This is a genomic window from Modestobacter sp. SYSU DS0290 (assembly GCF_054050955.1).
Genome location: NZ_JBJHAI010000001.1, coordinates 582073 through 606890 on the forward strand (window position 1 = coordinate 582073; position 24818 = coordinate 606890).

Genomic DNA, 24818 nt, shown 5'->3' on the forward strand with positions numbered 1-24818 from the left:
CGCGGGACCGGGTCCGGCCTAGCCCAGGACCTGGTCGATGGCCTTGTAGATCCGCTGCTCGGAGACCGGCCGCCGGGTGCCGACCGCCTGGGCGAACAGCCCCACGCGCAGCTCCTCGACCATCCACCGCACCCGCGCCACCGGGTCGTCGGGCGCTCCGGTCGCCGGTACCTGCCGACGCAGCTGCTCGTACTCGGCGGTGACCGCGGCGACGGTGTCCATCAGCAGCGCGTCCCGGGCAGCGTTGGCCGGCAGCCGCTCCAGCCGGTACGCCATCGCGGTCAGGTAGCGAGTCAGGTCAGGCAGCCGGTTCCGGCCGGCCGCGGCGACGAAGCCCTTGTGCAGCAGCCCGCTCATCTGCCGGCGCAGGTCGGCGATCGCAGCCTCGGGCACCCGCCGCCCCGGTGCGGCGCCGATCGCGACGGCGACCTCCCTGGCCTGGGTGAGCACCGCCTCGACCCGGCGGACGGCGTCGCTGGTCAGCGGCAGCAGCTGGGCGCGAGCCGCCTCGACCAGCGCGGCGAAGGCCGCCTCGTCCCGCGGCGGGCCACCGGCTGCGGCGACCAGCTCGTCGGCCGCGGCGTCGGCGCAGTCGGCGACCAGGTCCGGGATCTCCCCGTCGGGGTTGAACTGCAGCGCCAGCCGGGTGCGCGGGCCGATCCCCTTGACCACCTGCCGCACCGGCGAACCGACCGCGAGCAGCAGCAGGCGCCGGGCACCGCGCCAGCTCAGCCGGGTCGCCTCGACCTCGGTGGCGACCACCCGGACCCCCACCGTGTCGCCCTCGTCGACCAGCGCGGGGAAGGCGGTCACGACGTGCCCACCCCGCTGGACCTCGACCGAGCGGGGCAGCTCCCCGAAGGTCCAGCTGGTCTGCCCGGTGCGCTCGTACGTCGACGCGGCCCGGGCCAGGCTGGCGCGGGCCTGCGGGGCGACCTGCGCCCGCAGTGCGGCGAGGTCCTTGCCGGTGGCCAGCGGCCGCTGCTGGTCGTCGAGCACCCGGAAGGTCGCCCGCAGGTGCGCCGGCACCTCCGCGGGCTGCCAGGCGTCCGGCGGGATGACCACCGAGGTGACCCGGCGCAGCTCCCGCTCCAGCGCGGGCAGGAGCGGCTCGGTCGGGTCGATGAGCGGCAGCACCTGCCGCACCCGGTCGGGGATGGGGACCAGCCCGCGGCGCAGCTGCTTGGGCAACGACCGCAGCAGCTCGGTGACCAGCTCCTCGCGCAGCCCCGGCACGGTGAACGCCAGCGACGCGCCGGAGGTCTGCGAGGCGACCGCGTCCAGCACGCCCAGCGGCACGTCGACGGTGACGCCGTCCCCGGCCGCCCCGGGGTCGAACGCGTACGACAGCGGCAGCGTCAGCCCCTGGGTCAGCTCGACCTGGTCGGGGTAGTCCTCGACCTGCACCTGCCCGGCCACCGCGGCGTTGGTCAGCATCTCCGGGGTGAAGGTCAGCAGGTCCGGCTGGCTCCGCCGGGCCTCCTTCCACCACCGGTCGAAGTGCCGGGTGGAGACGACGTCGGCCGGGACCCGCTCGTCGTAGAGCTCGAACACGGTCTCGTCGTCGACCCGGATGTCCCGGCGCCGGGCCCGCTCCTCCAGTTCGGCGACCCGTTCGATCGCCGCCTGGTTCTCCGCCCAGAACCGGTGGTGGGTCGTCCACTCCCCCTGTACCAGGGCGTGCCGGATGAACAGCTCCCGGGAGACCACCGGGTCGATCGAGCCGTACTGCACGCGCCGGCCCACGACCAGCGGCAGCCCGTAGAGGGTGACCCGCTCGGTGGCCACGACCGACCCGCGCTTGGCGTCCCAGCGGGGCTCGCTGTAGGTGCGCTTGACCAGGTGGTCGGCGAGCCGCTCGACCACCTCGGGGTCGATCCGGGCCACGGTGCGGGCGAAGAGCCGGCTCGTCTCGACCAGCTCGGCGGCGACCACCCAGCGCGGCGGCTTCTTCGCCAGCGGCGTGCCGGGGGCGATCACGAACCGGGTGTTGCGGGTGCCCAGGTACTCGCGGCCGGGGCGCCCGGGCTTGCCGTCGCGGTTCTTGGCCGGTTCGGCCTGCACGCCGACCTGGCTGAGCAGCCCGGCCAGCAGGGCGGCGTGCACGCCGCGCTCGTCGGGCGCCTCGGCAAGGGCCCCCGTGGTCATGCCCAGCCGGCGGGCGGTGCTGCGCAGCTGGCCGTGCAGGTCCTGCCACTCCCGGATGCGCAGGTAGTGCAGGAACTCCCGCTTCACGGTGCGGCGGAACTGGTTGCCCGACAGCTCGCCCTGCTGCTCCCCCAGGTACCGCCAGAGGTTGAGCAGAGCGAGGAAGTCGGAGTTCTCGTCGGCGAACCGGCGGTGCATCTCGTCGGCGGCCTGCTGGTGCTCGGCCGGGCGTTCCCGCACGTCCTGGACGGTGAGCCCGGCGGCGATGACCAGCACCTCCTCCAGCACCCCGCGCCGGTCGGCCTCCACCACCATCCGCGCGATGCGCGGGTCCAGCGGCAGGGCGGCCAGCGCCCGGCCGGTCTCGGTCAGCCGGCCCTCGCCGTCGAGGGCGGCGAGCTCCTCCAGCAGCGCGAGGCCGTCGGCGACCGCCCGGCGGTCCGGCGGGTCGATGAACGGGAAGTCGGCGACGTCGCCCAGCTCGAGCGAGGCCATCTGGAGCAGCACCGAAGCCAGGTTGGTGCGCAGGATCTCCGGGTCGGTGTACTCCGGCCGGGCGTCGTAGTCGTCCTCGCTGTACAGCCGGATCGCGATGCCCTCGCTGGTGCGGCCGCACCGCCCCGACCGCTGCCGGGCCGAGGCCTGGCTGATCGGCTCGATGGGCAGCCGCTGCACCTTGGTGCGATGGCTGTAGCGGGAGATCCGCGCGGTGCCCGGGTCGACGACGTACTTGATCCCGGGCACGGTCAGCGACGTCTCGGCGACGTTGGTGGCGAGCACGATCCGCCGGCCGGTGTGCGGCTGGAAGACCTTGTGCTGGTCGGCCGCGGACAGCCGCGAGTAGAGCGGCAGGACGTCGATGGGCGCACCGGACCGTTCCGTCACGCCACCCAGCGCCTCCGCGGTGTCCCGGATCTCCCGCTCGCCGGCGAGGAAGACCAGCACGTCACCGGGGCCCTCGGCGACCAGCTCGGTGCAGGCGTCGACGATGGCGCTCACCTGGTCGCGGTCGGGGTCGGCGTCCGGGTCGTCGGGGTCGACGACCGGCCGGTAGCGCACCTCCACCGGGTACGTGCGCCCACTGACCTCGACGACGGGCACCTCGGCGCCGTCCACGCTGAAGTGCTTGGCGATCCGGTCGACGTCGATCGTCGCGGAGGTGATGACCAGCTTGAGGTCGGGGCGGCGGGGCAGCAGCCGGGCCAGGTAGCCCAGCAGGAAGTCGATGTTGAGGCTCCGCTCGTGCGCCTCGTCGATGATGATCGTGTCGTACTGGCGGAGCATCCGGTCGCGCTGCACCTCGGCCAGCAGCACGCCGTCGGTCATCAGCTTGACCAGCGTCCGGTCGCCCACCTCGTCGGTGAAGCGCACCTTCCAGCCGACGACGTCGCCCAGCGGGGTGCCGATCTCCTCGGCGATCCGCTCGGCCACCGTGCGGGCGGCGATCCGCCGTGGCTGGGTGTGCCCGATCCGGCCGCGGACGCCCCGGCCGAGCTCGAGCAGGATCTTGGGCAGCTGGGTGGTCTTGCCCGAGCCGGTCTCCCCCGCGACGACGACGACCTGGTGGTCGCGGACGGCGGCGGCGATGTCGTCCCGCCGCTGACTCACCGGCAGTTCGTCGGGGTAGCCGAGCACCGGGACGGCGGCGCGCCGGGCGGCGATGCGGGCCTCGGCGGCGACGACGTCCTCGGCGATCCGCTCACGCTGGCGCGCGCGGGCGGCCGGGTCCTTGGTGCGGCGGGTGCCGTCGAGGCGCCGGCGGAGCCGGTGCTCGTCGGCGAGGGTCAGCGCGGACAGCCGCGAGCGCAGCTCGTCGTGCGGGGTGCTCACGGTCGTTCGGGGTTCCTCTCCGGTGCGGGCGCCCCCCAGCGTCCCATCTCCGGCCCGGACGTCGCCCGCATCACACTGCATGCTCGACGCAACTTGTTGCATGCATGGCGCAACGGTTTGTAGAGTGCAACTGTTCCTGGCGCAGCGCGGCGCCGTCCGCACCCCCGACGACGACCGGAGACGCCGTGACCGACCTCGCGTCCGCGACGGACCACACGCCGGCCGCCGAGACGCCGACGTCCCTCTCCGACGAGCTGGCCCGCCTGATGCGCGTCATGCACGCGCTCAAGGCCGCCGGCCCGACCGGCTCGACGGGCGGTGACGCGCGCGAGCGCGCCGCCCACGTGCTGCTGTTCCCGCTGACCCGCCTCGGCCCGCTGCGCCAGGGCGCGCTCGCCGAGCTGGTCCACGCCGACCCCTCCACCGTCAGCCGCCACGTCACCCTGCTCGTCGACACCGGCCTGGTGCGCCGGGTCGCCGACGAACAGGACGGCCGGGTCAGCCGGCTGGTCATCACCCCGGCCGGCGAGGCGGTCCTCGACCAGCTCCGGCAGGAGCGCGACGCGCTGCTGACCGAGGTGACCGCCGACTGGGCACCGGGCGAGCTGGCCGGGTTCACCGCCCAGCTGCGCCGGTTCGTGCAGGACCTCACCGACCACCTCCCCACCCTGGGCTCCGCCACCGGCGGCGCCGTGGACTCCCTCGAGAAGGACCGATGACCCAGACCAGCGACCGCGCGCCCGTGGCCGACCGTCGCGGTGCCCGCGCCGCCGCGGCGGCACCCGACGCCGCCGGGGTGTTCACCCACCGGCAGATCATGACGATCATGGGCGGCCTGCTGCTCGGCATGTTCCTCGCCGCGCTGGACCAGACCGTGGTCTCCACCGCCATCCGCACGATCGCCGACGACCTGAACGGCTACGACCTGCAGGCGTGGGCGACCACCGCCTTCCTGATCACCTCCACGATCACCACACCGCTGTACGGCAAGTTGAGCGACATGTACGGCCGCCGGCCGTTCTACCTGTTCGCCATCGCCGTCTTCGTGGTCGGCTCGGCGCTGTGCGGCCTCGCCGACACCATGTACCAGCTGGCCGCCTACCGAGCTGTCCAGGGCGTCGGCGCCGGTGGGCTGATGTCGCTGGCGCTGGCGATCATCGCCGACATCGTGCCGCCGCGGGAGCGCTCCAAGTACCAGGGCTACTTCATGGCCGTCTTCGGCACGTCCAGCGTGCTGGGACCGGTCATCGGCGGGTTCCTCTCCGGCCAGTCCTCGATCCTGGGCATCACCGGCTGGCGTTGGATCTTCTACGTGAACGTGCCGCTGGGCGCCCTGGCGCTCGTCGTCGTGTTCCGGGTGCTGCACCTGCCGCACACCCGCCGCGACCACCGGATCGACTGGCCGGGCGCCCTCGCGCTGGTGCTCTTCCTCGTCCCGCTGCTGATCGTCGCCGAGCAGGGCCGCACCTGGGGCTGGGGCAGCACCGGCGCGCTGACCTGCTACGCCCTCGCGGCCGTCGGGTTCGTGCTCTTCGTCCTCGCCGAGCGGGCCTACCGGGACGACGCCCTGCTGCCGCTGCGGATGTTCGCCAACCGCACCTTCGCGGTGAGCAGCCTCAGCAGCATCGTGCTGGGCGCCGGCATGTTCGGCGGCATCCTGCTGCTGCCCCAGTACCTGCAGATCGTGCAGGGCTCCAGCCCCACCGAGGCCGGGCTGGAGATGATCCCGCTGGTGCTGGGCATCATGGCCGGCTCGGTCATCGCCGGCCAGGTCATCGCCCGCACCGGCAAGTACAAGCTGTTCCCGCTGGTCGGCGTGGTCTTCATCGTCACCGCCCTGGTGTCGCTGTCGTTCATCGTCGGCGCGGACACCTCGGTGCTGGTGATGTTCCCGTTCATGACGCTGATGGGGCTGGGCCTGGGCTTCAACTTCCAGCCGGTCATCCTGGCGGTGCAGAACGCGGTCAGCCCGCGGGAGATCGGCGTCGCCACCTCGTCGGTGACGTTCTTCCGGCAGATGGGCGGCACCCTGGGGACGGCGGTCTTCCTCTCGGTGCTGTTCACCCGGCTGCCCACCGACATCGGCAGCGCGGTCTCCGACGCCGCCGCGGCCGACCCGGAACTGGCACCCCAGCTCCAGGCGGCCGCCGGCAACGCGACCGACCTGTCGGACACCTCGTTCATCCAGCAGCTCCCCAGCGCCGTGGCGCAGCCGTTCAAGACCGGCTTCTCCGACTCGATCGACCTGGTCTTCCTGATCGCGGCGGGCGTGGTCGCGCTGGGCTTCTTCGTGCTGCTCTTCCTGCCCCAGCTGGCCCTGCGCACCCAGTCGGGCATCCAGGCGCAGCAGACCGGCGCGGGCGAGGACGACCCGGCGCTGGCGAGCGCGCACGCCGCCGGGGCCGCGGCGCCGACGTCCACCCCGCCGCCGGTGGAGGACGCCGACCGCACCGACCGGCGGCTGCCCGAGGGCGGCGGCCGGCACGAGGCCGCCGAGGCCACCGAGGCCGACGACGACCGGGCCGAGGGCGGCCGGCACGAGGCGGCACCCGACCAGCCGACCGGGCTGGCCAGCCTGCCGGCCGACCACCTGCCCGACGGGGTGGCCCGACCGCGCGACTGAGGCCCACCGACGACGGCCCCCTCCCGCCACTGCGGGAGGGGGCCGTCGTCATCGGGCCCGCGGGCCGGTCAGGGCTGGAAGACCGCGCGCACACAGCCGTCGGTCTTGTCCTTGAACATCTGGTAGCCCCGCGGCGCCTCGCTCAGCGGCAGCACGTGGGTGGCCAGGTGCTCGGTGACCAGCTCGTCGCGGGCCATCCGCTCCAGCAGCTCCGGGATGTAGCGCTGGGCGTGCACCTGGGCTCCGCGCAGGGTCAGGCCCTTGTTCATCACCGCGCCCATCGGGAACTTGTCCACCATCGCGGCGAAGACACCGAGGCTGAAGACCGAGCCGCCCTTGCGGCAGGCCAGGATCGCCTCGCGCAGCGCGGTGGGCCGGTCGGTCTGCAGCCGCAGCTGCTGCTTGACCTGGTCGTAGATGCCCGGCGCGCCGGGGCTGTGCGCCTCCATGCCGACCGCCTCGATGCAGACGTCCGGACCGCGGCCGCCGGTGCGCTCCCGCAGCTCCGCCAGCACGTCGGTGCTGGTGTAGTCGACCGTCTCGGCGCCCACGTGCTCACGCACCTGGGCCAGCCGCTCGGGCACCCGGTCGATGACGACGACCTGCTCGGCGCCCAGCAGCATCGCCGCCCGGGCCGCCATCTGCCCGACCCCGCCGGCGCCCCACACCGCGACGACGTCCCCCGGCTTCGTGCCGGCCAGGTCGGCGCCCATCCAGCCGGTCGACGCGGCGTCGGAGGCGAACAGCGCCCGGGTGTCGGAGACGCCCTCCGGGACGACGAAGGTGCCGACGTCGGCGTAGGGCACCCGCATGAACTCCGCGTGGCTGCCGGCGTAGCCGCCCATCGCGTGGGAGTAGCCGAAGCAGCCACCGGGGCTCTGGCCCCACAGCCCTTCGGTGATCCCGGGGTTGGCGTTGCCGTTGTCGCAGAGCGAGTACTGCTCCTGCGTGCAGTACCAGCAGTTGCCGCAGGCGGCGAAGGGCGCGACGACGACCCGGTCACCGACCTTGCGGTCGCGCACCGCGGGACCGGCCTCGACGATCTCGCCGATGAACTCGTGGCCCAGCACGTCGCCGGCGCGCATGAACGGGATGTACCCGCCCAGCAGGTGCAGGTCCGAGCCGCAGGTGACCGACTGGCTGATCTTCAGGATGACGTCGTGGTCGTTGAGCAGCGTGGGCTCGGGGACCTCCTCGACGGAGACCTCGTTCACCCCGGTCCAGGTCGCAGCCTTCACAGCACACCCTCCTTGCCGGCCTGGGCCGTCATCCCGTCGAGCGCCTCGCCCTGCGGCGTCTGCTTGCGGTGGCCGTGCGGCTGTGGCTCGTTGCGCAGCACCTCGCCCACCTCGACCAGCTGCTTGGCCTGGCGCAGCGCGGAGCGCAGCTCGCCGATCTCCTCCTCGGTGACCGGGCCGCGGAAGCGGGCGGCCAGTTCGGCACCGCGGTCGCCCGGCGCGGGGGTCACCCGGACCTCCAGCCGGTCGCCGAAGGCCGCCAGCGGCGCGGGCGGTGTGGTGCGCAGGGCCTCGACGTCGGTCAGCACGGTCACCGCCCGCCAGCGCCGGGCCGCCGTCCGTGGGTCGTCGGTGACCGAGGTCTGACCGACCCCGGGCACCCGGAGGTGCTGCAGCTGCTTGAGCGCGCCGCTGCCGGCCTCGCCGGCCAGGCCGGTCGCGCGGGCCACGATCTTGGACAGGTCCATGACCGGCCCCGTACCCGAGCGGCCTGCACCGGACACCCGGCCTAGCCTGGCGGCACGGGCCCCGGCCCACCGACACCGCCGTCGCCAGGAGGAGCCCGTGCCCCCGTCGTCGATCCTGAGCGCCCGGGACCTGGAGTTCCTGCTGCACGAGTGGCTGCAGGTCGAGGCGCTGACGCAGCGCTCCCGCTACGCCGAGCACTCGCGGGAGACCTTCGACGCGGTGCTCGAGCTGGCCGCCGCGATCGCCACCGACCACTTCGCGCCGCACAACCGGGCGGCCGACGAGCACGAGCCGCACGTCGTCGACGGCAAGGTGGTGCTGATCCCGGAGGTGGCCGCGGCGCTGCGGGTGTTCGCCGACGCCGGGATGACCGCCGCGGCGCTGCCCGAGGAACTGGGCGGGCTGCAGCTGCCGGCGGTGGTGAACCAGGCGGTGCACGCGTGGTTCCAGGCGGCGAACATCGGCACCTCGGCCTACCCGTTCCTGACCATGGCGCATGCGAACCTGCTCGTCGCGCACGGCACGCCCGAGCAGGTGCAGACCTACGTGCCGCCGATGGCCGAGGGCCGCTGGTTCGGCACGATGGCGCTGAGCGAGCCGCAGGCCGGCTCGTCGCTGGCCGACATCACCACCCGCGCGGAACCGCAGGACGACGGCAGCTACCGGCTGACCGGCACCAAGATGTGGATCTCGGCCGGCGACCACGAGCTCACCGAGAACATCGTCCACCTGGTCCTGGCCAAGGCGCCCGGCGGCCCGCCCGGCGTGAAGGGCATCTCGCTGTTCCTGGTGCCCAAGTTCCTGGTGGACGACGAGGGCGGGCTGGGCGAGCGCAACGACGTCGTGCTCGCCGGCCTCAACCACAAGATGGGCTACCGCGGGACGACGAACACCCTGCTCAACTTCGGGGAGGGCGGGCACACGCCGGGTGGGCGGCCCGGCGCCGTCGGCTTCCTGGTCGGCGAGCTGCACCGCGGGCTGACCTACATGTTCACCATGATGAACGAGGCGCGGATCGGCGTCGGGATGGGCGCCACCGCGCTGGGGTACACCGGGTACCTGCACGCCCTGGAGTACGCCCGCACCCGCACGCAGGGCCGCCCGCTCGCCGGCAAGGACCCCGCCACTCCCCCGGTGCCGATCATCGAGCACCCCGACGTGCGGCGGATGCTGCTGGCGGCCAAGTCCTACGTCGAGGGCGGGCTCGCCCTGGGCCTCTACTGCGCGCGGCTGGTCGACGAGGAGCGGACGGCGGAGTCGGCGGCGGAACGCGCCCGGGCCCACCGGCTGCTGGAGGTGCTCACCCCGATCGCGAAGAGCTGGCCCTCGCAGTGGTGCCTGGCCGCGGACGACCTCGCCATCCAGGTGCTCGGCGGCGCCGGCTACACCCGGGACTTCCCGGTCGAGCAGTTCTACCGGGACAACCGGCTCAACCCGATCCACGAGGGCACCCACGGCATCCAGGCGCTGGACCTGCTCGGCCGCAAGGTGGTCGCCGACGGCGGCGCGGGCCTGGCGCTGCTGGGCGAGACCATCGCGGCGACCACGCACCGCGCGCGGGGCACCGAGTGGGCCGACCTCGCGGCCACCCTGGACGGACTGGTGCAGCGGATCGGCGCGGTCACCGGAGCGCTGTGGGCCGACGGCGACCCGGAGCGCGCGCTGGCCAACGCGACGGTGCACCTGGAGGCGGTCGGGCACGTGGTCGTCGGCTGGCTGTGGCTGGAGCAGGCGCTGGCCACCGAGGGGCGGGACGAGGAGGGGCGGGACGGCGCCTTCTACGCCGGCAAGCGGCAGGCGGCGCGGTTCTTCCAGCGGTGGGAGCTGCCGAAGGTGGGGCCCCAGCTGGAGCTGCTGGCCTCGCTGGACCGGACGGTGCTGGACACCCCGGCCGACTGGCTCTGAACACGACGACGGCGGCCTCCCAGCCGGGAGACCGCCGTCATGCGCGTGCGGGGAGGGACTAGAGGGTCGCCGTGGCGCGCGCGCCCTCGGGGGCCGCGTGCCGGGCCCGCGGGGCGGACGCCGCCCGCTTCTCCGCCTCCCACCGCGCCGTCGACTGGGTGCCCATCGCGATCACCAGGGCAGTCAGCACCAGGAAACCGACCAGGGTCACCGCCGGCCACAACACCATCTCGTCTGCTCCACGTTCCTCTCGGGGACCGCCGGGGGGAAGCCGACGGCAGCCGTTCTGGACGGATCGGTGCCCGCTTCACGGCCGGCGAACCGTACACGGAGTGACTTCTTCGTCCGATTCCGTGTGACGCTCGTCGCTGTCCGCCGTCCGGTGCGGCTGTGAACTGCACAGTTCCCGACTCGTTCACCGCGCATCCACCCGCTGCGAGACCCTCCGTGACCGGAATGGGCGCGCCGAGGCGTGACCGGCGCTCCGAGTGGGAACCGGAGCCCCGACACAGACCAGCGGCACACCGGAGGGCCTGATGGCCGGAGCACGAGCACGCAGCGCCCAGCAGGGCGCTGGGGGGGACACCTCCCCCCACGACCCGAACGTCGCGCGCGACATCGCGCCGGACGACGACAACATCACGCACGAGCGGGCCGACTTCGCCCCCACCGGCGCAGACCCGAAGCCCACCACCGGTGGCACGTTCAAGCGCTCGGTGAAGGAGTTCAGCGAGGACGGCCTGACCGACTGGGCCGCCTCGCTCACCTACTACGGCGTGCTCGCCCTCTTCCCGGCGATCACCGCACTCGCGTCGATCATCGGGTTGCTCACCACCCCGCAGCAGCTCACCGACGCGCTCACCGCCGTCGTCCCCGAGTCCGCCGCGGACACCCTGAACCCGGTGATCGAGCAGGTCGCGGGCAACACCGCCACGGCCGGGTTCGCCCTGGTCCTGGGGCTCGCCGGCGCCATCTGGTCGGCGTCGGGCTACGTCGGGGCCTTCACCCGGGCGGCCAACGTGGTCTACGAGACCCGCGAGGGCCGCAAGATCTGGAAGCTCAAGCCGCTGCAGCTGCTGATCACCCTGATCGGCATCCTCTTCGCCGCGCTGATCGTCGCGATGCTGGTGCTGAGCGGGCCGGTGGTCGACGCCATCGGGCAGGCCATCGGCCTGGGCGACACCGTGCTGACCATCTGGAGCTGGGCCAAGTGGCCGGTGATCCTCGTGCTGCTGGCGCTGATGATCGCCGTCCTCTACTACGCCACCCCGAACGCGAAGCTGCGCGGCTTCAAGTTCGTCAGCCCGGGCGCCGGCGTCGCCATCCTGGTGGCGGCCGTCGCCTCCGCCGCCTTCGCCTTCTACGTGGCGAACTTCAGCAGCTACAACGCCACCTACGGGGCGCTGGCCGGCGTGGTGATCTTCCTGATCTGGTTCTGGCTGATCAACCTCGCGCTGCTGTTCGGCATCGAGTTCGACTCCGAGGTGGAGCGGACCAAGGAGCTGAAGGCCGGCGTGCCGAGGGCGGACAAGGAGATCCAGCTGGACGCCCGGGACGAGCCGAAGCGTCAGCAGACCACCTGATCCACCCCGTTCGACCGTCGGGCCCGGCTCCTGCTCAGGAGCCGGGCCCGATGCGTCTCCGGCGAGCCCGCGGGAAACTGCACCAGCGACCCAGCGAGCTCCCCCCGGCGTCTCGTCGGCGGGGACCGGGCCGCGCTCCCCCGGTGAGCCTGTGACACGTGCGGCCGTGGTGATCAACGGCAGCGGGCGGCCGGGGTCGACCCGAACAGCGGGCCAGGCGACCGACGGTCAGCCGGCGGAACGGCGCATCGACCACATCTGGGCCGGCCGCTCGTACTGGCTCGCCGCCTCCCAGCTCAGCTGCGGCGGGCCGGTCTCGGTCCGGAAGCTGGTGGCCGCGAGCCTGGCCAGCTCCGGGTCGCGGGCCACCCGGGCGGCGAGCTCACGGGCCCGGTCCTCGACCGCGTCGTCGTCGTGGGTCTCCCAGGCCAGCCCCAGCCGCACCGCCGCCTCCCCGTCCAGCTCCTGGCCGAACAGCGCCAGCGCGGCGGCCGCCTCTCGTCCGACCACCCGGGAGAGCAGCACGAAGTGCCCCCCGCCGGGGTGCATCCCGCGCTTGAGGAAGCCGCACAGCAGCCGGGCGTCCCGGGCGACGATCCGCAGGTCGGCGGCGAGCAGCAGGTTCATCCCCGCCCCCACCGCCGAGCCGCGGACCGCGGCGATCGTCGGCGCCTGGACCCGGCCCAGCCGCAGGAACGAGTCGTAGATCGCGCTCATGTCGGCGTAGGCCCCCGGCTCGGCGGGGTCCCGCCCGGCGGCGGTGAGCGTCTGCACGTCACCGCCCGCGCAGAAGGACCGGCCGGCGCCGCGGACGACCAGGGCACCGACCTCCGGGCGGGCGTCGGCCTCGTCGAGGGCCGCGACCAGCTCCCCGGCCATCGCCGGGGTCAGCGCGTTGCGCCGCTGCGGGGCGTCGAGCGTGACGACGGCGACGCCGTCCTCGACCTCGAGCAGGACCTCACCGGACATGCGGCTCCTCTGGCTGGGCCGGCCGGCGCCGGCCGAACGCCACGATCAGACCACGCCGGCCGGTCGCCGGGTCAGCGGGCGGTGGGCGGCCCGTCGCCGCGGCGGGCCAGCGGCACCCGCTCGACCCAGCCGGCCGCCGCGGCCAGCGCCCGGCTGACCGTCTCACCGGCGGGGGTGAGGCGTTCCGGCGCGCGCTGCACCCCGGCGTCGACCAGGTCGCGGGTGCGGTCCAGCAGCGACAGCGGCAGGCCGGAGACGGCGTTGCCCGGCGGACGGCGCGAGACGGTGGGGTGGGGCCGGGTCGGGGAGACCCGACGAGCGACCTCCCACTGCAGACCGAGCCGTCGCAGCGCCTTGGCGTCGAGGGCCTCCTGCAGACGGGGGAACATGACGTCCTCCTCGTCGCGGACGTCCTCGTCGAGCACCTCGACCAGCCGGGCGAGCGTCTCCGCCCGACGGGGGTCGTCGTGGCCGAGCGTCTCCAGCCGGCTCACCAGTTCGTTGACCTCCTGGTGTTCCTCCTCGACCTGGCGGGTCAGCGCGTCGCCGTCGGGCAGCACGCGCCGGATGACCGGCCAGAGCACGGTCTCCTCGGCGAACGCGTGGCTGAACACGAGCCGGTCGATCTGGCGCAGCACCCGTTCCTGCTCCCGGCCGGTCGTGCCGTCCAGCTCCCCGAGCAGCCGGCCCAGCTCCTCGTGGTCCTTGCGCTGCCGGACGAGGACGCTGGTCGGGCCGCCGAGTTCGGCGACGGTCTGGTCGGCGATGGACCGGGCCATCGGTGCCTCCCGGGAGTCGGCTGAGTGCCGCGTTCGCGACCGGTCCGACATGCCCGGCAGCGGGTTGCACTACACCTGGGCGGGTGCCGGAACTGATCCGGCTCCCAGCGTTGCCACAGCTTCACCGCCTCCCTACGGTGACGACGGACACACGTTCTCGGAACTTCTCGGAACGCCGTGCCCGGGCAGCACCGCCCGCCCAGCCGTCCCTCACCGTGGAGCCGGACATGAGCTCAGCCGTCATCCGTCTACGCCCGCCCGCCCGGCGCGGCGCCGGTCAGCCCGGGAGGTGGCGGCGCTCCTCGCGTCGCGCGCTCCTGGTCGGCCTGGCGCTCGCCCTGACCGTGCCCACCGGCGCCACCTCGGCGTCGGCCACCCCCGCCTCCGCCGGCGCGCCCACCGTGGCACCGACCGACCCCGGCGCCTACATCGCCTACGCCGGTGGCCCCGGCCGCTTCCCGCTCGCCGTCCCCGGGAAGGCCGCCACCCTGGTGGTCGACCCGGGCGAGTTCGAGGGCGTCCGGCGCGTCGTCGGTGACCTGGCCGAGGACATCGCCCAGGTCACCGGGCAGACGCCGCGCGTCGTCACCGGTGCCGTCCCCGCCGAGCGCGAGGTCGTCATCGTCGGGACCATCGGCCGCAGCCCGCTGGTCGACTCGCTGGTGGCCGCGGGCAAGGTCGACGTCTCCGGCATCGCCGGGGAGTGGGAGACCTCGCTGCAGCAGGTCGTCGAGGACCCGATGCCCGGCGTCGAGCAGGCGCTGGTGATCGCCGGCAGCGACCAGCGCGGCACGATCTACGGCGCCTACGACGTCTCCCGGGGCATCGGCGTCTCGCCGTGGCAGTTCTGGAACGACGTCGTGCCCCAGCACCGGGAGACGGTCTACGTGCTCCCCGGCCGGCACACCCAGGGCACCCCGGACGTCAAGTACCGCGGCTTCTTCATCAACGACGAGAACCCGCAGCTGGGCCGCTGGGCTCCGCAGTTCTTCGGCCCGGGCAAGGCCGAGGGCTTCCCCAACGGCTTCAACGCCGAGTTCTACGGCCAGGTCTTCGAGACCATGCTGCGGCTGAAGGCCAACTACCTGTGGCCGGCCGTGTGGGGCCGTGCGTTCGCCGAGGACGACCCGGCCAACCACGAGACCGCCAGCCGCTACGGCGTGGTCATGGGCACCTCGCACGAGGCGCCGATGCTCCGCGGCATCGAGGAGTGGAACCGGCACGCGGTCCCGGCCAAGCGGGACGCGGAGGGCACCATCGTCGAGCCGGGCTCGGACCCCTACGGCGGCACCGGCGAGTGGAGCTTCCGCCGCAACCGCGCCGCGATCGAGGCCTACTGGCGCGAGGGCATCCAGCGGATGGTCGACCAGGACATCGAGGGCCTGGTCACCATCGGGATGCGCGGGAACGGCGACGTCGCCCTCGAGGACGGCGCCGGCATCGCGCTGATGGAGGACATCATCGCCACCCAGCGGCGGATCATCGAGGAGGTCACCGGCAAGCCGGCGGCCGAGACCCCGCAGGTGTGGACCCTCTACAAGGAGGTCCAGCGGTACTGGGACGAGGGCCTGCGCGCCCCCGAGGACGTCACGGTGATCATGACCGACGACAACTGGGGCAACATGCGCAAGCTGCCCCAGCCCTCCGACGCCCGACCCGGCGGGTTCGGTCTCTACTACCACTTCGACTACGTGGGCGACGGCCGCAACTACAAGTGGGTGGACACCACCCCGCTGCCGAACCTGTGGGAGCAGCTGGAGCAGTCGGCCAGCGCCGGCATCCGCGACCTGTGGGTCACCAACGTCGGTGACCTGAAGGGCAACGAGGTGCCCACGCAGTTCTTCCTCGACTACGCCTGGGACACCGAGCGCTGGGGTCTGGACCAGCTGCACGAGTGGGAGCGGCGCTTCGCCGTGGAGAACTTCGGGCCGACGTTCGCCGAGGACATCGCCGAGGTGCTGTACCAGTACGGCGTCCTGCAGTCCCGGCGGAAGCCGGAGCTGCTCAACCGGGCGATCAGCCTGGACGAGACCAAGGACCTGCGCACCGACCCCTCGGCCGTGCTCTACGACGACGAGGGCAACCCGTTCAGCCTCACCGCCTACCGGGAGATGGACCGGGTGACCGCCGACTGGCAGGCGCTGGCCGCGCAGGCCGACCGGCTGTCCAAGCGGGTGCTCCCCGCCCAGCGGGACACGTTCTTCCAGCTGGTCGGCTACCCGGTGCGGGCGACGGCCAACGTCTACGAGCTGCGCAACGCACAGTTCACCAACCTGCTCTACGCCGAGCAGGGCCGGGCGGCCACCAACCGCCTGGCCGACGAGGCCGAGGCACACTTCGCCGAGGACCTGGCGCTGGCCGACCGCTACAACACCGAGATCGCCGGCGGGAAGTGGCAGGACTTCCAGACCCAGCCGCACATCGGCTACGGCGACGTCGAGCGCTACGGGCCCAACGCCGGCTGGCAGCAGCCGGAGGAGAACCACGAGGCGCTGCCGGACGAGATCTACCCGGCGCTGCAGCGCATCGAGGTCCCGGCCGTCGCGGAGATGGGCGTGGCGATCGAGGGGTCGGAGCAGTCCTGGCCGGCGTCGTCCGAGCCCGCGGTGCTGCCGGTGTTCAGCCGGTACGCCGGCACCCCGGCGCCCTACGTCGAGGTGTTCAACAAGGGCACCCAGGCCTTCGACTACACGATCACGCCGGGTGCGCCGTGGGTGCACCTGGACAAGCCGCGCGGCCGGGTCACCGACCAGGTGCGGGCGGAGCTGATCGTGGAGTGGGGCCGCGCTCCGCAGGGGCGCACCGAGGTGCCGCTCACGATCACCGGCCCGGACGGCGCGCAGGTCGTCGTCACCGCGGTGATCGAGAAGCCGGACGTGCGGGGCGCGCAGGGCTTCGTCGAGGGCGGCGGGTACGTCTCGATGAACGCTGAGCACTTCAGCCGGGCCGTGGAGACCAACGGCGTCACCTGGACGACGATCCCGGACATCGGCCGGGACAGCGACGGGGTGAAGCCCTTCCCGCTGCGCACGCCGCGGCAGACCCCGGGTGGCGACAGCCCGCGCCTGGAGTACGAGATGCACCTGACCACCACCGGGCCGGTGGACGTGACGGCGTACCTCTCCCCGCGCAACGACGTGCTGCCGCCCGAGGGGTTGCAGTACGCGATCTCGATCGACGACGCGCCGCCGCAGGTGGTCGACATCATCGCCGAGACCGGCGCGAACGACACCACGATGAACCGGCAGTGGCAGCGCAACACCTCCGACAACGTCAACCGGACGACGACGCAGCACGTGATCGAGACCCCCGGTCACCACGTGCTCAAGTTCTGGATGGTCGACCCGACGGTGGTGCTGCAGAAGCTGGTGGTGGACACCGGCGGTGAGCTGCCGAGCTACCTGGGCCCGCCGGAGAGCCTGTGGGCCAGCAAGGGGCGCATCGCCGCTCGCTGATCGAGCAGCAGGACCGGGCAGCCCGGGTCGGCACCTCGCCGGCCCGGGCTGCCCGCCGTCTCAGGCCGTCCGCAGGCCGGTGACGAGGAAGCAGCTGCTGTCGCCGAACGGCTCGAGGTCGAACCCGAGCACGGAGAGGCACTCGGCGACGGCGGCGTTCATCGCCTGCTGGACCGCGACGGAGATCTCGGCGCCGTGCACCTGGTCCCGGCTCATCCGGTCGTGCTGGTGCCAGCTGACCAGCACCCCGGGACGCCCCGGCTCGGGGGTGAGGCACACCCCGCCGGAGGTCCCCTCACCCGCGCAGTCGTGCAGCGGCAGCCCGGCCTCGACCAGCACGGAGGCGACCTCGACCACCAGGGTCACCAGCTCGTCCTCGTCCGCCAGCGGGCTGTCCCACTCCGCGGGCAGCCGGTCGAGCTGGGTGCCCAGCTCGCTCAGCCACGCCTGCTCCCCGGGCAGCGGCCTCCGCACCAGCCGGCCGTCCGTGCGCAGCACCCCGTGCGCCGCCTGCGCCGACCCGGCGCGCCCGGCGGCCATCGCCGCCCAGTCGGCGTCGAGCCGGTCGGGGAACGGGCCGGCCAGGACCGCCTCCCCGGACCGGCCGGCCGACTGCTCCACCAGCCACCACGCCGTCGGTGCGGCCGGCGCGCCGGCCCGCGCACCGGCCGGGTGCGCGCTCACCCGGACGGCTGCGGCCTCGCGCTGCTCGGCCCCGGACTCCATCGGGACGGCGGCTGCGGCGACGGCGGCCGGGACGGTGTCGGCATCCTCGTGCCGCCGCTGCCCCTGGACCTGGTTGCGCTCGAACTCGTAGCGCGCGGTGGAGCTGGTGGCCAGCGCGATCACGAGCGCGGCGAGGAGGAAGAACCCGCCGACGGCGATGGCCGGCCACAGGAGCATCACGGCGCGGCCTCCACCGGGACCCGCGCCGGACAGGTCGTCCACGCCGCAGCGGTGCCGGGGACCGCGCCCCAGTCGGCGGCCCGCCGCGACCAGTGCTGGAGCCGGCCGCGCAGCCGCAGGCCGGACCCACGCAGGGTCCGGCGCGGCGACGGGGCGGCGTCGTCCGCCGCGTCGTCGTCGGCGGCGCTGAACAGCTCCAGCAGGGTCGCCAGGTCGGTCTGGACGTCCGCCGGGCGGGGCGACGTCCTGGTGGGCAGGTCGACGAACGTGGTCACGCGGGAGCTCCTCGGTGCTGGCTGCCGCGGCTGGGGAAGTGCCGCGGACGTGCCGAAAGGTAGGGCCCCCGGCCCCCTCCTCGCCGTGCTCCGCAGCGCCTTCCCGGACGCCGTCACCGGATCGTTGTGCAGAGCACCTCCGGAGTCGATGACCACCCTGCGGGGACCGCCTTGTCGACATGCGGCACCGCGCCGACCTGGGCTTTCGTCGGTCACCGACCGCTCCCGGGCCGGATCACGACGCCCCGCGCGGCGTGCCGCGCGCGCCGGTCAGGCCGGCGTCGGCAGCGGGAACAGCCGGCGCAGCACGTCGGAGAGGGTGACGACCCCCAGGACGTCCCCGCCGGCGGTGACGACCGCCAGGTGGTTGCGGGTCTCCCGCATCGCCGTGAGCCCGGTGTGCACGGTGGTGTCGGCCGCCAGGGTGAACACCGGCCGGGCGAACGACGCCGCCGGCGTGTCGTCGGTGGCGACGAGGGTGTCGCGGACGTGCACCACCCCGGTGGGCCGTGCCCCGTCCCCGAGCAGGATCCGCAGGTGGCCGGTGCGCCGGGTGGCCTCCCGCACGGCGGCGACGGTCGCCTCGGCGGGCACGGTGACCAGCGGCGCGTCCGTCGTGACCAGGTCCCGGACGGTCAGCTGCTCCAGGGCCAGGGCGCCGGCGATCTGCCTGGAGAAGCCGGCGTCCAGCGCGCCGACGTTCGCGGAGTGCTCCACCAGGTGGCGCAGCGCGTCGGGGCTGTGCCCGACGGCGAGCTCGTCGGCCGGTTGCACCCCCACCCGGCGGACCAGCCGGTTGGCGGCGGCGTTCAGCCCGCGCAGCAGGGGCCGGAACACCGCCATGAACGCCCGCATCGGTGCGGCGAGCAGGGTGGCGGAACGCTCCGGGTGCGCGATCGCCCACGACTTCGGCGCCATCTCACCGACCACCAGGTGGAGGAAGGTGACGATCACCAGTGCGAGCACGAAGCCGACGACGTCGGCGGCGACGAGCGGCAGCCCCCAGTCCTCGAACAGCGGCGTGAGCCAGTGGTGCACAGCGGGCTTGCTGACGGCGCCGAGCGCCAGGGTGGCCGCGGTGATGCCGAGCTGGGAGCCGGCCAGCAGCAGGGTCAGCTCCGCGGAGTTGCGCAGCGCCGCACGGGCCGACCGGCTGGTGGGCGCGGCCTCCTCGAGACGGTGCCGCTTGGCGGCCAGCGCCGCGAACTCGACCGCCACGAAGAACGCGGACAGCGCCACGATGACGACGGTCGCGGCGACGACGACCCACGGGTCGCTCATCGGGTGCCCTCCTCGGCGGGTGCGGGGGAACCCTCGGTGCGATCGGGCAGCTCCAGGCGGACCCGGCTGGGGACGTGCCGCTCGACCGCGAGCACCTCGACGTGCAGGTGCCGGGGCGCGGGGTCGTCGGCGAGGACGAGGTCGGCCGGATCCGGTGGCAGCTCGACGGTCAGGGTGGCCCCAGGTTCGGGCAGCGTGCCGGCGGCGGCGATGACCAGGCCGGCGATCGTCTCGTAGTGCCCGCGCGGCAGGTCGACGGCGAGGGCGCGCTCGACCTCGTCGACGTGGACGTCACCGGCCATCTCCCACACGCCGTCGCCGTCCACGGGGACGTACCCGGGGGCGACGTCCGGATCGTGCTCGTCGGTGATCTCGCCCACCAGCTCCTCGGCGAGGTCCTCGAGGGTGATGATCCCGGCGAAGCCGCCGTACTCGTCGATGACGCAGGCCAGCTGGTTGCCCGAGTCGGCCAGCCGGCGCAGCGCATCCGGCAGCGGGGTGAAGGTGGACACCACCAGGGGTTCGCGGGCGATGACGGTCACGGCTGCGGTGTCCGGCTCCGGCGTGGTCAGCAGGTCGGCCAGGTGGACCACGCCGAGGACGTCGCCGGACCCGGGGGCGAGCACGGGGTAGCGGGAGTGGCCGTCGGTCATCAGCGCGCGCAGGTGGCCGAGGGTGTCGCCGTCGGAGACGGTGCCCACCCGCGGGCGGGGGATCATCGCGTGCTCGACCGCGCGCTCGGGGAAGTCGAGGATCCGGTCGACGAGCATCGACAGCTCGGCCGGCAGGTCACCGCTCTCCCGGGACTCCTCGACGATGTGCTCCAGGTCCCGGACGGTCGCGGCGTGCTCGACGTCGTGCACCGGCTCGATCCGCAGCGCCCGCAGCAGCAGGTTCGACGCCTGGTCGAACACCCAGATCAGCCAGCCGAACAGCTTCAGGTACGCGGTGGTGGAGGCGCTCAGCCAGCGGGCGACGGGCTCGGGACGGGCGATGGCGAGGTTCTTGGGGAACAGTTCGCCGAACAGCATCTGGACGACGGTGGAGAACAGCAGGGCGAGCACGGCGCCGATGCCGACGCTGACCGCGGTCGGGATGCCCACCCCGCCCAGCAGGCCGCCGAGGGACTGGCCGATCAGCGGCTCGGCGACGTACCCGACCAGCAGGCCGGTGACGGTGATGCCGAGCTGGGCGCCGGAGAGCATGAACGAGGTGCGGCGGGTGACGCCCAGTGCGCGCTGGGCGGCGGCGTCACCGCCCTCGGCCCGGGCGGCGAGCGTGGCCCGGTCGACCGCCATGTAGGCGAACTCCTGGGCCACGAAGTAGCCGGTGACCACGGTGATCCCGAGGACCACCAGGACGCCGAGCAGGAGGGTGAGCAGGTCGGTCACCGGCCACGCACCGCCTCACCGAGGGAAGGGGGCGTGGCCTGGGGACTGTGATACGGGCTCATGGCTCTCTTCTGCAGGGAAACCGCTCGGTCAGCCGATCAACGCGGTCCCCGCCGGGAGCGTTCCGCCGGCACGCTCGGAACGGGTGAGGGGTCGAGCCGAACTGGCCCCCGCTCGGCTCCTGATCGTCAACGGTGGTGGGCCCCGTGGGGATCGAACCCACAACCCGCGGATTAAAAGTCCGCTGCTCTGCCAGTTGAGCTAGAGGCCCGGTGGGTGCAGACAACCCTCCAGACAACTCACCAGACAACGCGTGAGACATCTCAGGCCGTCTGCGGCCCGCTGCGAGGCTACCGCCCGGCACCGAGCCGCTCGGGGCCGCAGCCGGGAGCCCTGTGGTGCTACTCCGCGATGTCGGCGGGTTCCAGCGGCTCAACGCCGAGGCCGACGGCGATCTCGCCGAACTGACTGAGGATGGCTGCCATCTCCTCCTGCATCTCGGCGATGAGCACCTCCGGGGCCGGCAGGCTGTCGGAGTCCTCCAGTGCGGCGTCCTCGAGCTAGGTGATGTCGAGGGTGACCTTGTCCCGGGCGATCAGTTCGTCGTAGCTGAACCGGCGAAACCGCTCGGACTCCAGCCGCTCGTCTCGCGCACCCGGCCAGTAGGCGGCGACGAAGTCGTCGAGATGCTCCCGGCGCAGCGGGTTGGTCTTCATCGTGAAGTGTTCGTGGTGCGGAAGTCGTGGATCCACAGCTCGCGCGTCCAGGGCGCGTCGGCGGCCGGCTTCTTGTCAAAGAACAGCACGTTGGCCTTCACGCCGCCGGCGTAGAAGATGCCGGTCGGCAGTCGCAGCATCGTGTGCAGGTCGCAGGTCTGCAGCAGCTTGCGCCGGATGGTCTCCCCGGCGCCGCCCTCGAACAGCACGTTGTCCGGCAGGACGACCGCGGTGCGATCGTCCGGGCGTGTGTCCGCGGTGAGGGTCGTGGCTGTGGCGGTGTCACCTCCTGTCGTGCCGGTCTGAGCCTCGCCGCCGGCACACGGGTGCCGCGGGGTGGTGCTATGCGCTGTGGTGATGTGAAGGTCCGAAGGGTCGGACCTGTTGCGGTCAGGCGTCCTGCCCGCCCCAGAGCGACCGTGCGAGCTCGCCGATGCCCGTCAATCGGGGTGCGCGGATCTCGGCGGTCGTTTCGTCGGCCCGGGCAAGGACACCTGCGAGGCGTCGCCACCCCCGTGAGGGACAGCCTGTTCCGCCGAAGGACACCCCCAGCCATGCGCGTCCTGATCCGGCCGTCGTGCCGACTCTCGGTCGACGTCATCTCGGTGACGGCGGGGGCCGCGGGTCCGGGGCTGGAGCTCGCTGACGAGTACGCCGACGACGATGAAGGCGGCGCCGACGATGGCGAGGCCGGGCAGCCGGTCGCCGGCGAGGCGACCGACGATGCCGCCCCACACCGGCTCGCCGGCGTAGATGACCGTGGCCCGGGTCGGTGACACCGACTGCTGGGCCCAGTTCATGGTGAGCTGGATGAGGCAGCTGGCGGCGCCGAGACCGATCGCGGCGGCGAGCCAGAGCCAGGAGAAGGACGGGACCGTCTCGCCGACAACGGGCATCATCGCTACCGACAGGGCGCCGCCGACGAGCAGCTGTACGACGGTGATCCGACCGAGATCGACGGTGCCGGCGAACAACCCGATGAGGACGATCTCCGCGGCGATGGCGACGGTGCTGACCAGCGTCAGGATCTCTCCGGTGCTCAGCGTCAGCCCCGCCGAACCGGGGTCGGCCAGCAGGACCAGCCCGGCGAACGCCAGCGCCACCCCAGCCCAGGCGGCGGGCTTGGGCGCGCGCCGGAACACAGCCCACTGCAGCAGCGGCACCAGCGGGACGTAGAGCGCGGTGAGGAACGCCGAGGTACTGCTGGGAATCGTCTGCAGCCCGATCGTCTGCAGCGCGTAGCCGCCGAAGATCGCAACTCCGATCGCCGCCCCGGCACCCAGCTCCCGCCGGGTTAGCCCGATCAGCGTCCGGCGAAAGATGACCAGGCTGATCGCGCCGGCGGCGAGGAAGCGCAGGCCGACGAAGAGCAGCGGCCCGCCATGCCGCATGGCGAGGTGGACGATGAGGAACGTCGCGCCCCACACGGCGGTGACGGCGATCAACGCCAGTTCCTGCCGGCTGAACCGGACACCCCAGCGGCGACGACGCCTCGTGTCCAGCACTGCGTTCACCCGTCGGCCGGCCAAGCGCGCCACAGGTGATCGGGGGCGTCGTCCCGGGGGTGGATCAGCACGGTGCACCTTCGTCGGCGCGGGTGATCAGCCGACGGTGGAAGGTGGCGTCCGGGCTGAGGGCGAGCAGGCCCTCAGTGAGCGCGTCGGCTGCGGCGTGTGCGTCGTCATCGGTGAGCGGGTCGAGCACGTCGAGGATGAACACGGCACTGGTGGTGGCGGTGGTGATGCCGGTACGGGTGCACTGCCGCCAGTTCCAGCGGCGGCAGGTGACGCCGACGTCATCGCGCCAGACGACCTCGCCGACCTCCGGGTGCTCGACGACCGCCTCGCCGCCGGCGATGGTGTCGAAGGCCTCGGTGCCGTCGGCGCGGACGAGTCGCGGCGGGCTGGCGTAGGCGGCGCGGTCCTCCCCACCGAAGGGCAGCATGGAGGCGATGGAGACGGCGTTGTAGACGTCGGTGATCCGGTCGATGCGCGGCAGGCCGCCGGGGTCGAGCCGGCGCATCAGCGCCTCCACGCTGGGCCGGGTGCGCTGCGGCTTGGCGCCGAAGGCCCGGTAGGCCTCCCGCCACGAGGCGAGGTGCGGCAACTCCTCGGGCTTGCGCCCGTCGAGCCGCTCCCGCGTGGTCGCCTCGGCGGCGGCGAGGACCTGCTCGCTCAGTTCGTCGCTGGGGCCGCCCTGCAGGCCCTCGGCGGTCAGCAGCACCACGCGGTAGTCCGGCCGCAGCGCGAACACGGCGTCGTCGACGGTGGCGGCGGCGAGCCACTGCTGGGGGTCGGTCATGAATGGCTCCCGGTGACGTGGGGCTGGAAGACGGTGAGGGCGAAGCGGGCGGGGCCGGCGGCGTCGGCGGGGGTGGCGTAGCCGTGGGCGACGTCGCCGGCGAAGGCCGCGGAGTCGCCCACGGTCAGCCGCTCGGTCCGGTCACCGACGCGCAGGTCGACCGCGCCGTCGAGGACGAGCAGCAGTTCCCGGGTGCCGGCGCTGTGCGCCTCGCTGGTGTTCGCATCGCCCGGCCGCAGCGTCCAGTCCCACAGCTCGACGACGTCGGGCGGCTGGGTGCCGGCGACCAGGACCGCCTGCCCGCCGTGGTCCCCGTGCCACAGCACCGGGGCCCGCCCGGCCGCGGTCACGGTGAGGGTGTGCGGGCGCTCGACGTCGACCAGGACGGGCAGCCCGACACCGAGGGCGTCGCTGATCCGCAGCAGCGTGGCGATGCTCGGGTTGCCCTCGCCGTGCTCGATGGTGATCACCATGCGGCGGCTGACCCCGGAGCGGTCGGCCAGCTCATCCAGCGTCCAGCCGCGGGCGGTCCGGTGCTGCCGAACTCGCTGCCCGATCACCTCGTTGACTGCGACCACTTCCGCCGTCATCTGTGCCGCCTCCCTTGCGTGGTCCCCACCGCACTCATCTACGCTGCCTCCTGTAGTGCAACATAGTGCATCAGGAGGTGCGGCGATGGCTGTGCAGGGGCACCGGTCGAGCGACGCGGGGCTGCGGGTGGAGACCCGGCTGGCGGTCCTCGGCCGCGGGGGCTCCGAGGCCGGGCGGCCGTTGAACGTCCCGATCATCCCAGCGTCGAACTTCCGCGCCGCACCGGACGGGGGCGCCGGCCACCGGGGTCATTCCTCACCTACCGCGATCTCGACGTGATCACCGGCGAGCCGTTCCAGTAGGTGCGGCGGGCCGTTCCTACTGGACCCCGTCGGCATCCCATCAACGCTCGAGCGGAC

At 73.3% G+C, this 24818-nt stretch carries 20 protein-coding genes and 1 tRNA gene; 5 read left to right on the forward strand and 16 right to left on the reverse strand.

Going from position 1 to position 24818, the window contains the following annotated elements:
- Nucleotides 1-18 precede the first annotated feature (18 nt).
- On the reverse strand, nt 19-3978 hold the full coding sequence (gene hrpA / locus ACI795_RS02990) for an ATP-dependent RNA helicase HrpA (protein WP_457073724.1): 3960 nt from the start codon (nt 3976-3978) through the stop codon (nt 19-21).
- Nucleotides 3979-4163: 185 nt separating this feature from the next.
- Between hrpA and ACI795_RS02995 the strand changes: the two genes are divergently transcribed.
- Complete coding sequence (locus tag ACI795_RS02995) at nt 4164-4697, forward strand: MarR family winged helix-turn-helix transcriptional regulator (RefSeq protein WP_457073725.1); 534 nt, start codon at nt 4164-4166, stop codon at nt 4695-4697.
- Nucleotides 4694-6601, forward strand: a complete 1908-nt coding sequence (locus ACI795_RS03000) for an MDR family MFS transporter (protein ID WP_457073726.1) — start codon at nt 4694-4696, stop codon at nt 6599-6601. The genes ACI795_RS02995 and ACI795_RS03000 overlap by 4 nt, the downstream gene beginning before the upstream one ends.
- A 68-nt stretch (nt 6602-6669) precedes the next feature.
- Here the strand turns inward: ACI795_RS03000 and ACI795_RS03005 are convergent, their stop codons facing one another.
- Both ACI795_RS03005 and ACI795_RS03010 read right to left on the reverse strand, forming a co-directional pair.
- A complete protein-coding gene (locus ACI795_RS03005) occupies nt 6670-7839 on the reverse strand; it encodes a zinc-dependent alcohol dehydrogenase (protein WP_457073727.1) in 1170 nt (389 codons plus the stop codon).
- Nucleotides 7836-8306 carry a hypothetical protein gene (locus ACI795_RS03010; RefSeq protein ID WP_457073728.1) on the reverse strand — a complete coding sequence of 157 codons (471 nt, stop codon included), beginning with the start codon at nt 8304-8306 and terminating at the stop codon, nt 7836-7838. Before ACI795_RS03010 ends, ACI795_RS03005 begins: the two co-directional genes overlap by 4 nt.
- Nucleotides 8307-8403: 97 nt before the next feature.
- On the opposite strand from ACI795_RS03010, the gene ACI795_RS03015 reads away from it, so the two are divergent.
- Complete coding sequence (locus tag ACI795_RS03015) at nt 8404-10212, forward strand: acyl-CoA dehydrogenase (RefSeq protein ID WP_457073729.1); 1809 nt, start codon at nt 8404-8406, stop codon at nt 10210-10212.
- A gap of 58 nt (nt 10213-10270) precedes the next feature.
- Here ACI795_RS03015 and ACI795_RS03020 read toward each other — a convergent pair whose 3' ends face one another.
- Nucleotides 10271-10441 carry a hypothetical protein gene (locus tag ACI795_RS03020; protein WP_457073730.1) on the reverse strand — a complete coding sequence of 57 codons (171 nt, stop codon included), beginning with the start codon at nt 10439-10441 and terminating at the stop codon, nt 10271-10273.
- 307 nt (nt 10442-10748) lie between these two features.
- Between ACI795_RS03020 and ACI795_RS03025 the strand changes: the two genes are divergently transcribed.
- Nucleotides 10749-11795 (forward strand): YihY/virulence factor BrkB family protein, encoded by a 1047-nt coding sequence (locus ACI795_RS03025; RefSeq protein WP_457073731.1) that lies wholly within the window; start codon nt 10749-10751, stop codon nt 11793-11795.
- Between the two features lie 228 nt (nt 11796-12023).
- Here the strand turns inward: ACI795_RS03025 and ACI795_RS03030 are convergent, their stop codons facing one another.
- Nucleotides 12024-12764, reverse strand: a complete 741-nt coding sequence (locus tag ACI795_RS03030) for an enoyl-CoA hydratase-related protein (protein WP_457073732.1) — start codon at nt 12762-12764, stop codon at nt 12024-12026.
- A 71-nt stretch (nt 12765-12835) separates the two neighbouring features.
- Nucleotides 12836-13543, reverse strand: a complete 708-nt coding sequence (locus ACI795_RS03035) for a hemerythrin domain-containing protein (protein WP_457073733.1) — start codon at nt 13541-13543, stop codon at nt 12836-12838.
- A 227-nt stretch (nt 13544-13770) separates the two neighbouring features.
- Between ACI795_RS03035 and ACI795_RS03040 the strand changes: the two genes are divergently transcribed.
- Complete coding sequence (locus ACI795_RS03040; RefSeq protein WP_457073734.1) at nt 13771-16998, forward strand: glycosyl hydrolase 115 family protein; 3228 nt, start codon at nt 13771-13773, stop codon at nt 16996-16998.
- Nucleotides 16999-17058: 60 nt separating this feature from the next.
- On the opposite strand, the gene ACI795_RS03045 is transcribed toward ACI795_RS03040, so the two are convergent.
- The 10 genes from ACI795_RS03045 to ACI795_RS03090 form a co-directional block, all read right to left on the reverse strand.
- On the reverse strand, nt 17059-17901 hold the full coding sequence (locus ACI795_RS03045) for a hypothetical protein (RefSeq protein ID WP_457073771.1): 843 nt from the start codon (nt 17899-17901) through the stop codon (nt 17059-17061).
- On the reverse strand, nt 17901-18179 hold the full coding sequence (locus ACI795_RS03050) for a hypothetical protein (protein WP_457073735.1): 279 nt from the start codon (nt 18177-18179) through the stop codon (nt 17901-17903). Before ACI795_RS03050 ends, ACI795_RS03045 begins: the two co-directional genes overlap by 1 nt.
- A gap of 270 nt (nt 18180-18449) precedes the next feature.
- Nucleotides 18450-19460: a hemolysin family protein gene (locus ACI795_RS03055; RefSeq protein WP_457073736.1), complete on the reverse strand. Its 1011-nt coding sequence runs from the start codon at nt 19458-19460 to the stop codon at nt 18450-18452.
- Complete coding sequence (locus tag ACI795_RS03060; RefSeq protein WP_457073737.1) at nt 19457-20851, reverse strand: hemolysin family protein; 1395 nt, start codon at nt 20849-20851, stop codon at nt 19457-19459. The genes ACI795_RS03055 and ACI795_RS03060 overlap by 4 nt, the downstream gene beginning before the upstream one ends.
- Before the next feature lie 195 nt (nt 20852-21046).
- Nucleotides 21047-21122: transfer RNA gene (locus tag ACI795_RS03065), tRNA-Lys, on the reverse strand.
- Between the two features lie 289 nt (nt 21123-21411).
- Nucleotides 21412-21567, reverse strand: coding sequence for a hypothetical protein (locus ACI795_RS03070; RefSeq protein WP_457073738.1), 156 nt, complete (start codon nt 21565-21567; stop codon nt 21412-21414).
- Nucleotides 21564-21776, reverse strand: a complete 213-nt coding sequence (locus ACI795_RS03075; protein WP_457073739.1) for an N-6 DNA methylase — start codon at nt 21774-21776, stop codon at nt 21564-21566. The genes ACI795_RS03070 and ACI795_RS03075 overlap by 4 nt, the downstream gene beginning before the upstream one ends.
- Before the next feature lie 231 nt (nt 21777-22007).
- On the reverse strand, nt 22008-23081 hold the full coding sequence (locus ACI795_RS03080) for a DMT family transporter (RefSeq protein ID WP_457073740.1): 1074 nt from the start codon (nt 23079-23081) through the stop codon (nt 22008-22010).
- A 55-nt stretch (nt 23082-23136) separates the two neighbouring features.
- Nucleotides 23137-23868: a B3/B4 domain-containing protein gene (locus ACI795_RS03085; RefSeq protein ID WP_457073741.1), complete on the reverse strand. Its 732-nt coding sequence runs from the start codon at nt 23866-23868 to the stop codon at nt 23137-23139.
- Nucleotides 23865-24458: a helix-turn-helix domain-containing protein gene (locus ACI795_RS03090; RefSeq protein WP_457073742.1), complete on the reverse strand. Its 594-nt coding sequence runs from the start codon at nt 24456-24458 to the stop codon at nt 23865-23867. The genes ACI795_RS03085 and ACI795_RS03090 overlap by 4 nt, the downstream gene beginning before the upstream one ends.
- Between the last annotated feature and the right edge of the window lie 360 nt (nt 24459-24818).

Coding starts and splice junctions, on each gene's coding strand:
- ACI795_RS03000 (WP_457073726.1), top strand. CDS start 4,694: ATGACCCAGACCAGCGACCGCGCGCCCGTGGCCGACCGTCGCGGTGCC.
- ACI795_RS03010 (WP_457073728.1), bottom strand. CDS start 8,306: ATGGACCTGTCCAAGATCGTGGCCCGCGCGACCGGCCTGGCCGGCGAG.
- ACI795_RS03020 (WP_457073730.1), bottom strand. CDS start 10,441: ATGGTGTTGTGGCCGGCGGTGACCCTGGTCGGTTTCCTGGTGCTGACT.
- ACI795_RS03025 (WP_457073731.1), top strand. CDS start 10,749: ATGGCCGGAGCACGAGCACGCAGCGCCCAGCAGGGCGCTGGGGGGGAC.
- ACI795_RS03030 (WP_457073732.1), bottom strand. CDS start 12,764: ATGTCCGGTGAGGTCCTGCTCGAGGTCGAGGACGGCGTCGCCGTCGTC.
- ACI795_RS03035 (WP_457073733.1), bottom strand. CDS start 13,543: ATGGCCCGGTCCATCGCCGACCAGACCGTCGCCGAACTCGGCGGCCCG.
- ACI795_RS03040 (WP_457073734.1), top strand. CDS start 13,771: ATGAGCTCAGCCGTCATCCGTCTACGCCCGCCCGCCCGGCGCGGCGCC.
- ACI795_RS03045 (WP_457073771.1), bottom strand. CDS start 17,901: ATGCTCCTGTGGCCGGCCATCGCCGTCGGCGGGTTCTTCCTCCTCGCC.
- ACI795_RS03055 (WP_457073736.1), bottom strand. CDS start 19,460: ATGAGCGACCCGTGGGTCGTCGTCGCCGCGACCGTCGTCATCGTGGCG.
- ACI795_RS03070 (WP_457073738.1), bottom strand. CDS start 21,567: ATGAAGACCAACCCGCTGCGCCGGGAGCATCTCGACGACTTCGTCGCC.
- ACI795_RS03085 (WP_457073741.1), bottom strand. CDS start 23,868: ATGACCGACCCCCAGCAGTGGCTCGCCGCCGCCACCGTCGACGACGCC.
- ACI795_RS03090 (WP_457073742.1), bottom strand. CDS start 24,458: ATGACGGCGGAAGTGGTCGCAGTCAACGAGGTGATCGGGCAGCGAGTT.